The sequence below is a fragment of the Sphingobacterium sp. NPDC055346 genome (genome assembly GCF_053645235.1).
Window position 1 is genome coordinate 256,000 of sequence record NZ_JBSHMI010000002.1, and the last position, 16,051, is coordinate 272,050.

Sequence of the window (16,051 nt, forward strand, 5' to 3'; positions counted from 1 at the left end):
CGGTCATTTAATTTATCTATTGCTCATCTATTATACAACTATTAAATCATCCCTTCTCAAACCATCAATACTGGATTTTTCGCTTCTTCTTTTTCCTTCGTTTCTTAAAGGCATGGGGAATGTAATCTGCGGAATCTGGGACATTGAAAAGTGTTTCAAAAGGGTTCTTAGCTATCGAAACAACCTTCATCGTAATTCCAGACCTACCATTAACCTTATTTGGTTCGGATCTAGCTGGGGCAATATTCAACCTAACGAAAGGATGGTCCTGAAGCTTTATGGAATTCTTCTCAAGGACTGGATCAGCCAATCGTGCTAATATAGCCTTGGCACTGTATTGCTTGCCAAGCTCGCTTCCATTGAATACGCACTTGTTCTTGTGGTCTACATAGGTAATGCCATAAACAATCCCACTGGAACTTTCTCGGAGCATCACATGAATGGCCTGTCGTTTAAGCCTTTCCTTAAATTCCTCGATATCCTTAAATTGCCCCAGCATGGCCTTATCGATGGAGTATATTGTCCGTACCTTGTGCTGCTTTCGAAATGGTTGCTTTTGCTCAAAGCGACCCTGTAAATTCTTTAATGTGGGTCTGCTGAATAAATCACTAGCCTTGATTGGGACGCCAACCTTATTACCATGCTCATCCATTAGACGATACAGCAAACCCTTGTTGGTATAGATCCTAGAACGTTCGCTTCCTCGGTCTGCTAGCACATTGAACTGTCGAAGAATGGCATTCAACTGATGGAGATTACTAAAGCTGTAGGAATTCAGTACCTCCTCCAATACATGCTGAATGGCTGCTCGGGTCTCACTCCGTCCATAATGTACCTTGGTGAGATCTATACCTTTGGGAATATGCGACAACTTCAGCGTACTTTGACCTGCTTTGACCAAATCGAATTCCCGCTCAATCAAAGACCTGATCTTTTCGGATTGGTTGCGGCCCATGTTGTGCATGTCGATGCGACTTCCATCTGAGCGTACCTTGATACTTACTATATGAATATGAGGATGTGCAGCATCAAAGTGCCGGTAAATGAGAAAGGGCTGATCCGAAAAACCGATCCCTTCCATATAACGTTTAGCGATCTCGATCAACCTATCATCAGATAGATCCTTTTCGGTCGGATCAAAGTTCAAGGAAATGTGAACGCTATTGCGCATAACCTTACTGTTCAAGGCAGCTTGTTGCAAGAGCCTATTCAACCGCATGGAGGCATTCATCTGGTGCGCCTCCATCGGATAATTTATAGCGGAGAGGCACCTTGCCACTCCAAGCTCAATTTTGTTTTCATTGTACAAAAATATCCGGCGGATGGAACTTCCAGTCTTGATCACTGCAACCATGTTTCCCCCATCTTTTGAATGAGCAATTTAATCTCCGCTAGTTTATTGGAAAGTAACCTAGCCTGGAGCTGATGATTCAGGATCCAAGACTTCAGATCTGATTGAGGAGAGAAGGTATGCAGCTTCTTTACCGACTGATTGAGATTGATTCCAATGGCATTGAGTTCATTACGAAGCTGAATGAGCAGGGTCATGCTCTCGTCCAAGGACTTATTGCGATAGGACCTGATAATTGGCTTTCCTAACAAAACCGAACGAGCATATTCACTCAGCTTTCTACAGGTTGAACCTCGCCACTGCTGCTCCAATTTATGGAATTCAGAAACTGTTAACCGAACACCAACGATTCTGTTTCTATTTTGATTTTTTCTATCCATTACATTCCCTTTCTGCACAATTCCATCAAAACACCTAAATCCACAAAACCACGAGTTTCGAGTCAAGTTTATTATTGCGGTTGTTTAACAACCGGACATCTTGCCGATTGCAAAAGAATCAGCAATCCATTTCGTTAAATCTATAATAAGAATTTCTTATTTATAAAACCTAATTAATAATTGATTAGGATCGATTTGGTCAATATTAATGTTTTATGGAAAGCTTACAAAAGAGCTTTTTAGGGAGTTTGGAACTTACAATTCTTTAAGATAAATCCGTAAGTCGCATTAAACAAAATGGAAAAAAAAAGAAAAGTTCAAATCCTGCCACGTTTCACAAGTATTTGGAATTAGTATTCATAACTTTCATGAGTGTTAGAGATTTAGCTGTCATGGTTGTTTTCAAATATAGTATCGCTTCTTTTGTTTTCTGCTGTAGCCGATTCGAACATTATCTTTATACTAGGGAACATCAGGTCTAGGAAAATGAATCTTTATCCTGAAGCAATCCCTACTAATTTATAAAGATATTATACCGAAAGTTTGAATGCGAATGTTGCGGACGCTTTTCCCATTACGACCGCCTTTTTTCAATAAACAAAGCCAGTGTAAATACAGCACCTAATGCAACGATGATTCGCCAATCCAAATCTTTATCAAATGTCTTCGTATTATTGTTTTTTAACAAGGTTTTTTCCTCCATTTTAAATCCTTTGACAGTAGAGTTAGTTGTAGGTGATACATCTGGTTTTGCGGATGACTTTTGTTTTCTAGGGTTTTGGTTGCTTGGCTTTGAAATGTTCTTTTGGTTCGGGCGAGAACCAAGAGGAGCCTGCTCAGGAAACGAATAAATATTCCCCAAATGTTGATGAAGAGTCCATAAGGAGTTTTTTTCTGTAGCTCCATACGTATTGCTTTCGATGTATTTTAATAGCTTTCCATTATTACATACTTGGCCAGAACATGAAAGTCCAGTTGCTTCAACGGTTTCCAGATAGGATGAAATCAACTTCTTTTTTGTTTCTTCATCTGGTTTCCAATATTCCTTTCGCACGACTTCCAGCATTTTCGCCAGCATGTTTTGGTAGGCATAAGTGTTTTCAGCATCTGCAAAACGTTTCTTAATATCCAGATCATACTTGTCAGCCACATATACATCATGCCATTGCTGCCAGTCTTCCGCTCGTATAGCCTGGTCGGTAGTCGCCTGCCAGCCCCACATATTATCGGTCACCTGACCTATCATCCTCGCACCGGCATAGCCTTCGTCCATCATCTTTTTTATCCATTCCGGGTTGAGATAACGGGTATTCATTTCTCGACCAATAAATTTACCCAAAGATTCCTGACTTAAATTAGCAGGATCAATGAGGTTACTGATGATGACATCAGGCTCCTTGCCATCAATGGTCTTAATAGCTAAAGTCATTCCGCCCAAATACTGAAAGAAATCATCATTGTCCAAAGCCCCATATACATTGGTTGAACGGCTATGTACCACGGTATTTGTTCCGGATAGCGCCTTTTTGAATATGGAGAGCGCGAGACTCTTTAACTCTGAAATTTGATCCTCTTGAACACCCCAGAATCCCTGTCCATAAAGATGTCCCGAACGGTTAAAATAGACTTCGGCAATCTCTTTATTGTCCTCCCATTTATCGGTGGCCTGGACGGCATTATCCACACCGATACCATAGCTTCCGGTCGCTGAACCGAAAAGTCGAACCAAAGCCAGTCGTTTTCTCAGATCTGCATCCTTAACGCCTGATTTTTCCAATTGCTGTTGTGTTGCATCAACATGCGTTCTAATGATATTGTCTTTTTCATCTGCAGAATAAGCTAGGCTAACGGCATTATCCAACATGGTCATCATGTTTGGAAACATATCCCGATATAATCCTGATGGAGTAACCACAATATCCACCCGAGGTCCTTTCAAATGGCCACGAGGAATTAATTCAAGTCCACTGATCTTACCAAAGCCATCGTAGGTAGGTTTTACACCTAGCAGGCTGAGTATCTGTGATTCCATAATTCCTTCATGGCGAATGGTTTCTACAGACCATAGATTGAAAGCAACCTTTTCAGGATAGGCTCCATGATGTTTCTCCGTATATTGTTTTATTAACTGTTCCGCCATCTCTTGTCCCTTTTTAAATATTTCGGGAGAAGGCATTCTGGAAGTGTCAAAGGCATAAAAGTTCTTACCAGTAGGGAGGGCATCTGGATTGCGTATCGGGTCATTTCCTAAACCTGGCTCTACGTATTTCCCATCCAACGCATCCAGTAAAGCCTGCATCTCGGAAGGTCCACTTTTTAGTAGCTTGTCGAGATATTCCGCGATAAATTCTTCCTTTTGATTTGCGGACAATCCCGTCTGTTTGCTTGCCATGGCCTCAGCGGTCAAAAAAGCCTGTTCTTTTGTCGGAGAAATACCGAAGGTATGCATACCCATCGGGGTAATTTTCTCATTCAGTTCTTGGAGATAATGTTCCAGCTTTTGAATATCCGATTCCAATATTTCCTCACTCATGTTTAAATCCCTGGCAATATTAGCCTCCTTGGCCCAATGGTTAACCGATTTTAGGTTCGCCTGAGCCAATAGCGGGCTTTTTTCTTTAGCAATATTAAAATCATTGATGGATCCGGCCAGTTCCCGGAGTTCGGGTCGAAACCCTGCTTTTTGAAAAGGTGGTGTCAGGTGATCAATAATGACAGCCCCGCCACGACGTTTTGCTTGGGTCCCTTCACCAACATTATCCATGATGTACGGATAAATATTAATCATGGAGCCAAGTAAGGCATCCGAGGCATCCTTTCCATCCATACCGGCCTCACGCCCGGAGAGCCATTCAAGTGTACCATGTGTTCCTAAATGAATCAACGCATCCGTCTCTCCTTTTTGCTGAAGATGGAGGTAAAAAGCAATGTATTGATGGTGTGGCGGTAGCGACACATCGTGAAATAAGGCTTCCTCATTTTCCTCCCAACCTCTGGCAGGTTGTGGCATAAGGTTGATATGACCAAACCGTACTTGTGGAAGGACAAAAAACTTTTGTTGTTTCCCATTTGTCCAGGTCATTATTTGGGATGAATCCGGGATTCCCCATTTCTTGATGACCTGTTCCTGGAAATCCGGGTTTAATCGGGAAAACCATTCCTTGTACTGTTTTATCGGAATTAAAATGGGTTGGTCCTCTCGGACCATTCTTGATAATTCAGCAGGTGCCCAGGTGCCAATGTTCCTCCCACCCGACATGACTCGGTTGAACACTTCTTTTTCTGTGATCTTCTGCCTGCCTAAATCATAACCTTCATTCCCCAAAGATCCCAAAATATGAAATATACTTTTCGGTAGAACATTTAAATAACTCGCTCCAATATTGTGTTTCCCTGATTGACCGTTGTAATAAATGAGGGTCACTTTCTTATCATCGTTACTCTTTTTTCTAATTGCAGCCCAGGCTTTAATCTTTTCTACCAGATGCGGAACACGGTCTGGCAGTTCTTTTTTTTGTTTATAAGAATTACCCAAATTGTCAACCAGTATTTCCTGCGTTGCCAGAATGGTAGGCTGGATTTGCCCCATGATTTCGGGGCGTGCCAAGGTCATGCTCCTATCAGCTACACTTAAACCTATGGAAGTGTTGTCCCATTCTTTTTTATTTTGGGCATAGGTAATACCATTGATTACAGGCACGCCTAATTTGGAGAAGATTTTGGATAATTTCTCCGGAGATCCGCCAGGCAGGGAGGAGGTGTTCAACAAAACCTCAATCCCTGCTTGGCCATGACTATCGATGCAAAACTGTTGTACGGCATGGTCCAGAGGAAATCCATAGAACATCAAAACATTGAAGCCTTGCTCAGTGAGTGCTTTAGCATACGTTTTCAGGTAGTCATATTGCCCCGTGACAAACTCATAGCGAAAGCCGTAAATCCCTATCCAGGGAGCATTTGCTAGGGTTTGGAACTCCCGTTTAAAGGATACGGTATCTTGATAAATTTTATTGGTTTGCCAGTCTACAATGGCATAGTTAGGGAATGTTATTGGACCTTCAGGTTGAAAGGAACTTCCCAAATGTCTGTCGCAGAGAAGTTGTACCATGCGAACCAGGTTCTCAGAACTTGGATTCTCAAAATAACTATCCAGCTTGCTGTCAAATTGCATTCCCCAGGCTTGGTAATTGGCAGCTTCAGGAGTAATACCGACAGCATAAACTTTCCCCCCACGTTTTACAATGGCTTTCAGCTTTTCGGTATACCGTTGGATGACCTGACCTGTATGAACATAGCAGACGACTAAGTCTGCTTGTTCTATACTGGAGGGGTCCTCATTCGCCGTTAAAACTTCAAACTGACGGTCAAAGTCAGGGAATTTTTCCAATTGTATGATCGCGTCTGATAAGGGTTTACTATAATTATCGGATACCAATATGGCGATTCTGTTTTTTGATTTAAGCTGTTGGGCATGGGTTGCGAATGAAAATAAATTCCAAACCAATAATAACCCATAGATACTCTTGATCATTTTCATAATTTATTTTTCGGGAACATAAATTACCTGGCCATCCTCGAGTTGGTATGCGGTTCCCAGACGTTCTCCCTGTCCGGAGGCCTCCTCAGGATATATCTTTTGGACTCTTATCTCTTTACCTTTTTTAGTGATGATTTCCATCTGACCATCTTTATTTTTCTTGGTCAAGGTCATGTCCGCTTCGGGATTAAGGAGGTCGAGAACATTCAGTGCAGACATCAAAGCGATTATCATAGCTACAATTAATACAATGCTGATATCGAAAAGATTGGCAACTCCACTAATAGGGTCTTCCAAAGGAGTCTGGCTATATTCAGATTTATTACTCAATAATTTCCTCATGATTTTAAATATTCCTTTTTTAATAAAGATGACTGGTCTGCTTTTTGGGAAATTCGCAATCTACGTTCGAGGATCGCCTCACAGGTTAAAAAATCACGAGATAACCATTGTTCCTTTTTGAGAGAGATCAGGTAAGCGACAATCCCGCAAACCAGACCAATGATGGTCGCCGTAAAGGCTGTTACCATATGATTTGCCATCGCCGACATATCTCCTGTTGCCAAAGTGGACAAAGATTGTCCCATAGGAATCAATGTGCCGACCAACCCTAGGGATGGGGCTATTTTTACTAGAAATCTAATTTTGTCCAACTCGGCATTTTCTTTCTTCTCCCATCCTTGAACCAATTCCGTTAGATTAATCTCTGCTTCTTCCTGATGAGAAAAAATACGTTTGATTTCGGAATCGTTTTTCCTCAGGAATTCATGTACGCGTTTTTGCTTTTTGTTATTCCAGCATTCCACCACAAAGGTGCCAAGTGACCAAACCACCCAGATGACCATAAGGATAAGTCCAAGAAATACCGGGATGTGAAGGAGGTTCCCAATTTGGAACAAGAGGTTCTCAATAAATTGAATCATAGTTAAAATATCTTTTATAGTTGATAATTAATACCTAACAACAAAGTCCTTCCTGGTGTGAAATAATAGGATGTAGGGGAGGAGTAGGTCCCATAATATTGTTTGTCAAACAGGTTGTTGACGGTAAAATTTAAACCTACAGGACCTATTTGTCTAGCTAACTTTAGGTCGAAGAGACTGACAGCATCCATTCTCTTCTCTTCTGTATTTTCGAGATCCCCAAAGTAAGAGCTAGAATGTCGTGCCCAGAAACTTGCCTGCCCAATTTTTGGATTGTCATAAATGATTGCACCCGAATAAATGTTATTCGGATTGTCATTCATTTGTTTTCCTTCATATCCAGGTTTAGTCTCATATCTTTTGATTTTCGATTGGTTGTGGAAATAGCTTCCCTGAACTGAAAGCGAGGGACTAACCTGGTACTTTAGGGAACTCTCCAAGCCCCAAAGGTTCACCTTCCCAATATTGATGTATTGTCTGACTGGTAAATTTCCAGGGTCGAAATAATCCGGTACCTGGGAGGCATCAATCAGGATGGCAGAAAGAAAATCACTGTATTGGGAGGTATATACCGTTCCTGATAATTCCAGGTTTTCAACAGCTTTCCAATCTGTGCCTAATTCCAAAGAGTACTTCATTCTTTCAGGTTTCAAGGCTGGATTTCCTAATCGGAAGGAACTTCCCAATGCGGTGGAATTATACATGTAATAGGCTCCAGGGGCACGGAAACCGGTCGCATAAACCGATCTTAGTCGGAAGTTCTGCCTAACATCATAGGTTAAACCAATTTTTGGGGTCCAAACCGAGGAGGTGGCGTCGTCGTATTGGATAATGATTTCTTTTCCGGAGATATCATCGGAAAAATACCCGTTTCTGTTTGCCCAATGGTCAAAACGAAGACCTAAGTTGACATGTAATTTCTGTGTGATGCTGACATCGTCATTTAAGAAAAAGGAGATGAAATCTTGCCTTCCGTTGAAGTTCTGATCGCCCTTATTAGCGTAATTTTTCTTCGAAACCACTTCTGTAAAGCGCAGATCAGCGCCGATAGTTAGGTCATTGTTCCAAAAGTTATGACTTACTTTGGCAATCACTCCATAAGTATCCAATGGGATATGGGAGTTATAATTCTCTGTGTTGTATTGATTATCCTTTATATTCCAGTTTAAAGCTTGAGAGGTTCGGTTTTGGACGTTGTAATACATCAAGACATCAGGAGCAAATTTGGCAGACATGTTTTTATAACGTACCTGATAATTGCCGGTGAAAGTATAATCGTCGTAGAGTGTGGTTGTTCCGGAAAGAGGTTCTTGGGTATTGAAATCGGCCGTGGCTAATAAAATGCCTCCGTTTTCAAAATTGTATGTCAATCGGCTATTAACATTTAATAATGCCATTTTTGGCTTCTGGTAATACTCTTTCCAGAGGTCGTCGGCCATATATTGGTAGCCATCTGTTCTTTTGTATTCGGCAAAAGCTATTGCTCCAAAACGTTTGCCGAATTTTTTTCCGGCTTTGGCACTTGCCTGGAAAGTGTTCATGGAGCCATATCGTACCTCCGCACCTAGCACTGGTCGCTCAATGGGGCTTTGGGTGATTAAATTTATCGTCCCACCCATGGAGCTAGACCCATAAATGGAAGAGCCAGGTCCACGAATTACTTCAATCCGTTCTATACTATTGGCAGCAAGGCTGTTCCATTCCGAAACTCCGCCGATATAGGCATCATTAATGGGTACGCCATCTTTCATAACCAAGGTGCGATTGGCAGCACCAGTCCCTCGAAGGACAACTCCCGTATGTGTGCCCGTTGTAGTCAAACCTCGATTTCGATCCACCATTACCCCGGGAATAAAGGCCAATGCCTCATCAATAGATTGAATCTGGCTTAACTCCGGGTCATCGTTTTGCAAAACGGAAACGCTGGAAGCAACCTGACGTAGTTCCCTGGAAACGGTAGAGGCAGTGACGGTGATTGCATCTAAGAATTGTGGTTTCTTTTTTAAAACCCAGTGGACGGTCTGGTCGGATGAAATCACATCTTTTGAGATGGATTTTGAAAGGGTTTCAAAATTAATGTGCCTAATTTCAATTTTTATAGGTTCTTTCAGGGAAAGGCTAAAATTTCCGTTTTTGTCGCTGATGGCAATGGTGCCTTTCCCAAAACGATTTATAGTGGCACCTGAAATAGGCTGTCCAATGCTGTCCAATAAGGTAACGGTTAATTGATTTGAAACCTTGCGATTCGTTTCCTGGGATGAGGCTAAAAAATTTGAAGCAAAGAGAAGGAAAACAGTAAAATAAACTTTCAAGTTTATTTTAATTTGTAATGGATAGAGTAGATGAGACATAAAATAATTGTATAATCCTATAAATGCAATAATGTTGCAAATATATATACTAGAATTTATTAATGCAACTAAGATGCAATAACTAATTTATCCACATGGCCCTCAATACACCCACATTCGGAAAATTCCAAATTATTTCACTTTAACATCCATCTCCTTTTCAGCTCTATCCATTGTTTCCAGTCATGAATGTATTTCTATCAATTCCTATTGATAAATATTCATCATTTTAAGTTTCTTAATTAGAAAACAAATTTCCAATGTTATGTTAATCCATAATAAAACACTTGTTAGTTATTTTACTTTTCCTTCCCTTGGTTGTTATGTCCCGTTAGAAGAGGAAAACTAAATTTGACACTGAATGGGTTTTAAAAGGCTGATGCGAGCTTTTTAAAACTTAGCTTCTGTTTTACGTCAAGTTTATAAGCATTGAGTTGTGCGCCTAGAATATCAATTCAATTTTCGCAGTCTGACTTTATTGAATAATTATCTTACTTTTCAATTGTACCTTTCACTAAAACCTCCCTTGCATCAGCAACTAGTTCTACCATTTAGGTAGCGATCAATTGATATTGGATTTATCTATTGATTATTGTTGGTATAATGTGTCGTAAATCTATTTAATATGAACTACCAATTTCGGAGTATATCCACCATTTGATTAACGGCATTTTGGCAAAATAATAATCTAAAACTCCTGCGGACGTCCGGTAAAATTGAATACAAAGATTAAGGAACGGTATCGTTGATGACGGATTCCGTTTTTGGCTGGGGTACCCTGGTTTCCTTTTTCGTGTTGTTATCACAATACACGAGGAAAAATGGTGGTATCAAAAAATGTATAGTTAATCGCTTCATTTCCTCAAGCACATGCTGAATGGCTGCTCGGTTCTCACTCCATCCATGTTGCACCTTGCCAGATCTTTACCTTTGGGAATATTAGACAGCCTCAGCGTCCTTTGTCCTGTTTTGTCCCAATTGAATTCCCGTTCAATCAAACACCTCATCTTTTCTGTCGTATTACGACCCATGTTGTGCATTTCAATGTGACTTCCATCGGAGGGTACATTTATATCTACTAGATGATTATTAAGATGTGCAGCATCGAGGTGTAGGTAAATGAGAAAGGCTGATTCGAAAAGCTGATTCCTTCCATATAACTTTTGGCGATCTCGATCAACTTATCATCGGATAGATCCTTTTCGGTTGGATCAAAGTTCAAGGAAATGTGAACGATATTTCGTGTAACCTTGCTGTTCAACGCTGCTTTCTGCAACAGCCCATTCAACAGCAAAGAAGAACTCGGCTGGTGCGCTTCCTTCGGAATATTTATAGCCGAAAGGAACCTTGCTTTGTCCAAATCAATCATAATATCATTGTACAGGGATATCCAGAGGATGGAACGTCCACATATCCATTATCGTCAAATAGATAGGTAGAGTCTTATGCTGAGGGTAGTTTGAAATTCATTTTAAGCAGGAAATTGAAAGCGGGCCAAATATGTTGTAAAATTGTTATTTTTATCTAAAATCAATATAAAAGAAGAGACAAAATCCCGGAATAGCAAGAGAGGCAGGAGGTTGCCTTATTGATTATAGGAAGGAAGAGAAATTAGAATTTTACTAAAATGGAGAGAAAGAACATTGCTTTTTTTGAGCATGGTCAGTTTAGCAAAGTAAAGGAATATCGATTCGATCCAGATCGGATGCTGAAAGATTATGTCAAAGAATTCCTGATTGTGGAGGCTTCAGATTTGGTTAGCTTAGAAACCCTGCCAAGTACATCTGTATCTCTAAACTATATCATTAGTGGTTCGATAGAAATGAAACAAAAAGGTGATGCAACAATCAAATTGCCAAAGGCTTTTGCTTTTGGTGTAGCTAGAACTTCTCTACATTTTGATTTCTCTGAAGGTACGACTTTATTTGCCATTATCTTTAATCCAGGGATGGCTCCTTCCTTAATTAGATGCCCTATAAATGATTTTTTTGAGAAGTTTATTGCTTATAGTAATTTTTTAAATCCAAACCAATTGTCCCAAATTGAGCAAATATTTGCTGAACAGGGTAAATATGCTGATCTGATAAAAAGGATTGAAAAATTCCTGTTCGATGAAATCCTATTTACGCAAAAAAAAGATAACATTAAAGAAGCCGTAAATGAAATCATTCATAGTCAGGGTTCTACTTCCATTAAAAAAATAGTAGATGTATTAGCCGTGAGTCGGGATTCTTTTGAAAAAAAATTCAGGAAACAAGTAGGGACTTCTCCGAAAAAATTTTCAAACATTGTGAGGTTCAGGAACCTATTTGAAAATGGATATAAATATACCACTCTTACCGAAATGGGGCTAAATGCTGGTTACTATGATCAATCTCACTTTATTAAAGATTTTAAAGTTATTACAGGCAAAAATCCATCTAAATTCCTGTAACCTAACATATCTCTTCTTTAGGAATAAACCATTGATATTTTGGAAATGATATTCCAAAAAAACAAATTCATTTTAAGCTTATTAGCCCAAGTTAATATTTCTAGAGTACTGGTGTATTTTGTCAAGACAAAATTTAACTCTCTTGAAAAAAAATGATATTTTACAATTTCTAGTTTTTGAAATTCCATTTATTTGTTTACTTATTTCATGGTGCCATGCATCTTTAGAAGAAAACTAATTCAAATGCTCGGATAATTGCCTACTGATTTATGATTAAGCGCTAGCACCAGTAAATTAAAAAAACTATAATGTATTTTAATATGAAAAAAATAACCAAGATGTTAATCGGATTTTATGCAGGAACGGTAACAGTGGCTTTTCTTATGCTTTTATATTCTTTTAAATCATTAAATGAAAATTTTGATGAAATTACCGTAAAACGGATTAATATTGTTGATGACAATGGCATAAACAGAATGATCATTTCCAATCAAGAGCGGATGGAACCACCCATTTTGTTCGGCAAAAAATATAAGCGAGCTTTAAATCCTGCAGGGATTATATTTTATAATGAAAAAGGTGATGAATGTGGAGGGATTGCAATATCTAAAAATCCTGAAACAAATACCTACGCTTTGGCATTTGATTATGACAATGCGGATGCTATAGGTTTCTTGACCCAGCAAAATAACAAGACCAATACCTATAAATCAGGGATTGTAATTAATGATAAAGACTTGTCTGGCAAAATTGGTGGTAATACAAATCGAATCAACTTGATGACCGAAAATGGTAATTCTAGCTTGATAATTAATGGTCCAGATGAAAAACCTAGAATTATACTTTCTGTTGACACCTTGGGGAATCCCATGATAAAAATGATGAACAGTGATGGTGAAATAGTTAAGGAGATTGGTCCCTTAAGAAAATAATAAGAGTAATCAAACTATTTGAGAAATCACCAATTAGGCAAATTTTTCATTCCAGGTCATTTTGAAGGTTCAGGAAGCACGCCCTTGAGCAGACTTATTGGAACATGTAGTAAGCAATGGATAAAATTAACATCCAATTCCATACTGGCAGGCTTTGACAGATACGAAATTATCTTGGACATAGAGTTTATTTGACATAAAGCTGTTGTAAATTGGGAAAGGAGAGTAGTGAAACATTTGAAACTATAGATGTAACCCATTCCGTTGATAATTGTAGAATTGAATATTTTATCTCAAAGGTGAAAGCGTGGGGATGGCACGTTCAATTTTAAATGATAAGTATTTTATTGAATGTCACACCTAGATATTCGAAAGGGGTTTTATTAATAACGATGAAGGATTTGTTGGAAAAGGATATATGCAAATCAATTTCATTTGTTAAAATAACAAAAAACTTGTCAGTTTTTTAGCCCAATAGGCGAAATCTTCAGAATTTTTTAGCTAATGAAAATGAAGGATTTCCTTAGAATGAAAGGAAATATTAAATACTGAAATATATTAATTAACAGGCGTATGAAAACTAGATTTGAAGCGGGTATTAACATTGCCATAAAAATACCCAAAAGTAAATATGAGAGTACGATTGCTTTTTATAGAGATATTCTAAAACTAACTGTAGAAGAGAAACCGATTAGTAATCCAACAGTCTCAAGAACACATGAGGTAATATTTGGTGGAAATGTTATCTGGTTGGACTGTGTCGATAATTATACACATTCTGAAACCTGGTTACAGCTTACAGTCCCTAATATCGAGGAGGCAACAAGCTATTTAGAATCACAGGGTGTTCAAACTTGTGACGAAATTGAGGAACTTCCCAAAAATATGCATTGGATCCAAGATCCTGCAGGAACAGTATATAACTTGCAGGAAAGATGATGTTGTTTCTTCTTTTTTAAGTTGGAAAAGAATGACTTAAAATTTATTATACAGTCATATATCCAATTTAAGCCTGCCTAAGAAATAAAGTCTTTTATATTAATATAGGTAAAGAAATGAAATTTAGGATTGTTTCGAGACAATAATTCAATAGTATATATTTTCCTGATTTTAAACAAAAAGAATATCATAAAATCAATCAATCGTTGCATTAAATCATCCTATTTTGGGAATCAATGGATTGGTTTGAATCGACCCATTTGCCAACGACAAGGTCCAAATTGAAATGTAAGAAATGGACAGATATATTTATCTAATATAGAACACATTGAACTGGATATTGCAGATTGCTAAAACAATTGGTTTCTGTTAGAAATGAAAAGATTCATTGGTCAAGATCTATTAAACAAATAATTTAAAGGATGAACATTCGACAAGAAGAGAAAAAGGATTATAAGGAAGTTTTCAAGCTAATTGAAAATGCTTTCAAAGGTGAAAAATTCACTGATCACAAGGAACAATTTTTAGATGAAAGGTTAAGAAAATCCGAATCATTCATTCCTGAGTTATCTCTGGTAGCTGAAATAGATGAACAGATCGTTGGATATATTTTACTGACTAAAATTAAGATTATTGATAATAATTCAAAGGTAACATCTTCCTTAGCTTTAGCTCCTGTGGCTGTATTGAAAAATTTTCAAGGGATGGGGATCGGTGCTGGTCTGATAAAAAAGGCCCATGAAGTAGCCAAAAAATTAAATTATGGATCTATAATATTATTAGGCCATGAGAAATACTATCCGAAGTTCGGATACAAAATGATGAAAAATTACGGGATAAAACTACCTTTTGATGTTCCTGATAAAAACTGTATGTTGATAGAATTGACAGATAATGCATTGGAAAATGTACAGGGAATGGTGGAATATCCAAATGAGTTTTACGGATGATTGTCGGGATTGATGCTCTATAGTACAGGAGAGGTGTTTTTAATGCATCCACTGTTTTAAATAAGGCTATTGCAAATTTGGCTTGTGCATTTTAATACCTTTCAATATTTTCACATTTTTTTGCATTTCTTCCTTTTTTCATGTTCTGAATGTGTGAACGGTGATGCTTGATTCGTTGGTTTTAGATAGCTTAGATTAACTTTTTATTTAATCTCCGTTTTCTATTGAATCTAAAACATATCCGGTTTCGTTTATATGTTCAAAATTTTTAAAATGAAAATGTCTGGAGGAGCTTGAAATATCTAAAAAATCAGCAATATGACGTTGGCCCTTAATTGTTATTCGCAATTCCCTGACGATTGGTGTATGCATCAAGATTGCAGGCCCCTTCATCTTCATTAAGACCATCTCACTAAGAGTTGATGAGTGGTTCCATTTCGAGGTAGAAGAAGTGGATTCAGCTGTTTTTAATATATTTTCATTACAGCCTGTATAAACTAAAGAACTTTTCCGTGCCACAGAGAATCCAATAGAAACCACTGATCTTCCTTTTTTAATGGTTTCCTTTAATTTTAAAATAGATTCTGGAATATGATCATCCTGAGTCACCTGAGCGAGTCACCTGAGCCTGAGTAAAGTGAAGTTGGGCATACCCTACTTTTAATCATTATTTTGATATCCTAGAAATCAATATTTTTGTGATTGATTTCTGCTAGAAGTCAAAAAAATAGCTAATTGGAAGGTTAAGTTTATCTGCTAAATTCTTTATTGTTAAAATTGTTGAATTGGATTCACCTCTCTCAATTCTCCCCAACTGCCTCGTATCGATATTACAAAAGGAAGCAAATTCCTCCTGAGACATTTCTTTCGATTCTCTTATGGACCTAAGATTTTGCCCAAATTGTTTTAAAAAATTTATATCTCTAATTTTTTCCGACATTGAATACTAATGTCAAAAAATAAGTTAAAAATTATTAGGACATTTATGTCCTTTTATTTATATTTGTATCATCACACCATTATTTGGTGTAAGTGCATTAGACTAAAAGAGTCTCGACAGCAAATTCCGACAAACTGCAAACAGACGAGACGGTAGTGTAATGCCCAAGAATATTTTGTGTACCTTAGGTATTCACTATAGTTCTTGGGTTACTGCTGTAATTCCGCTCTGTTTGGCTGTCGGAAGCCTGCTGTACGGTTGGCAGTAACCCACTATAGGTTCCTTTCATTAGAGACTCACTTTATAAACTAAAA

At 38.2% G+C, this 16,051-nt stretch carries 13 protein-coding genes; 4 read left to right on the top strand and 9 right to left on the bottom strand.

Annotated features, from left to right (window positions below):
- Nucleotides 1-64 precede the first annotated feature (64 nt).
- The 7 genes from ACWICE_RS05375 to ACWICE_RS05405 all read right to left on the bottom strand — a co-directional run bounded on the left by ACWICE_RS05375 (nt 65) and on the right by ACWICE_RS05405 (nt 10,911).
- Nucleotides 65-1,354: a relaxase/mobilization nuclease domain-containing protein gene (locus ACWICE_RS05375; RefSeq protein WP_093095742.1), complete on the bottom strand. Its 1,290-nt coding sequence runs from the start codon at nt 1,352-1,354 to the stop codon at nt 65-67.
- Entirely contained in the window at nt 1,342-1,731 is a 390-nt protein-coding gene (locus tag ACWICE_RS05380; protein ID WP_093095744.1) for a plasmid mobilization protein, read from the bottom strand. Before ACWICE_RS05380 ends, ACWICE_RS05375 begins: the two co-directional genes overlap by 13 nt.
- 574 nt (nt 1,732-2,305) lie before the next feature.
- Complete coding sequence (locus tag ACWICE_RS05385; RefSeq protein WP_454297816.1) at nt 2,306-6,268, bottom strand: cobaltochelatase subunit CobN; 3,963 nt, start codon at nt 6,266-6,268, stop codon at nt 2,306-2,308.
- Between the two features lie 3 nt (nt 6,269-6,271).
- The gene (locus tag ACWICE_RS05390; RefSeq protein ID WP_093095748.1) at nt 6,272-6,610 is read right to left on the bottom strand and encodes a DUF2149 domain-containing protein; all 339 of its coding nucleotides are present in this window, start codon (nt 6,608-6,610) and stop codon (nt 6,272-6,274) included.
- Nucleotides 6,607-7,191 carry a MotA/TolQ/ExbB proton channel family protein gene (locus ACWICE_RS05395; RefSeq protein ID WP_454297817.1) on the bottom strand — a complete coding sequence of 195 codons (585 nt, stop codon included), beginning with the start codon at nt 7,189-7,191 and terminating at the stop codon, nt 6,607-6,609. The genes ACWICE_RS05390 and ACWICE_RS05395 overlap by 4 nt, the downstream gene beginning before the upstream one ends.
- Before the next feature lie 14 nt (nt 7,192-7,205).
- A complete protein-coding gene (locus ACWICE_RS05400) occupies nt 7,206-9,503 on the bottom strand; it encodes a TonB-dependent receptor (protein ID WP_454297818.1) in 2,298 nt (765 codons plus the stop codon).
- 1,117 nt (nt 9,504-10,620) lie between these two features.
- Nucleotides 10,621-10,911, bottom strand: a complete 291-nt coding sequence (locus tag ACWICE_RS05405) for a relaxase/mobilization nuclease domain-containing protein (protein WP_093095753.1) — start codon at nt 10,909-10,911, stop codon at nt 10,621-10,623.
- A 258-nt stretch (nt 10,912-11,169) separates the two neighbouring features.
- Here ACWICE_RS05405 and ACWICE_RS05410 point away from each other — a divergent pair, with 258 nt between their 5' ends.
- The 4 genes from ACWICE_RS05410 (at nt 11,170) to ACWICE_RS05425 (ending at nt 14,797) form a co-directional block, all read left to right on the top strand.
- Nucleotides 11,170-11,976, top strand: a complete 807-nt coding sequence (locus ACWICE_RS05410; RefSeq protein ID WP_093095754.1) for a helix-turn-helix domain-containing protein — start codon at nt 11,170-11,172, stop codon at nt 11,974-11,976.
- A 320-nt stretch (nt 11,977-12,296) separates the two neighbouring features.
- Nucleotides 12,297-12,908 (top strand): hypothetical protein, encoded by a 612-nt coding sequence (locus tag ACWICE_RS05415; protein ID WP_093095756.1) that lies wholly within the window; start codon nt 12,297-12,299, stop codon nt 12,906-12,908.
- A gap of 573 nt (nt 12,909-13,481) precedes the next feature.
- Nucleotides 13,482-13,847, top strand: coding sequence for a VOC family protein (locus tag ACWICE_RS05420; protein WP_093095758.1), 366 nt, complete (start codon nt 13,482-13,484; stop codon nt 13,845-13,847).
- A gap of 422 nt (nt 13,848-14,269) precedes the next feature.
- The gene (locus ACWICE_RS05425) at nt 14,270-14,797 is read left to right on the top strand and encodes a GNAT family N-acetyltransferase (RefSeq protein ID WP_454297819.1); all 528 of its coding nucleotides are present in this window, start codon (nt 14,270-14,272) and stop codon (nt 14,795-14,797) included.
- 207 nt (nt 14,798-15,004) lie between these two features.
- On the opposite strand, the gene ACWICE_RS05430 is transcribed toward ACWICE_RS05425, so the two are convergent.
- Both ACWICE_RS05430 and ACWICE_RS05435 read right to left on the bottom strand, forming a co-directional pair.
- Complete coding sequence (locus ACWICE_RS05430) at nt 15,005-15,406, bottom strand: hypothetical protein (protein ID WP_093095761.1); 402 nt, start codon at nt 15,404-15,406, stop codon at nt 15,005-15,007.
- 103 nt (nt 15,407-15,509) lie between these two features.
- Nucleotides 15,510-15,737 (bottom strand): helix-turn-helix domain-containing protein, encoded by a 228-nt coding sequence (locus ACWICE_RS05435; protein ID WP_093095763.1) that lies wholly within the window; start codon nt 15,735-15,737, stop codon nt 15,510-15,512.
- Nucleotides 15,738-16,051: the final 314 nt, after the last annotated feature.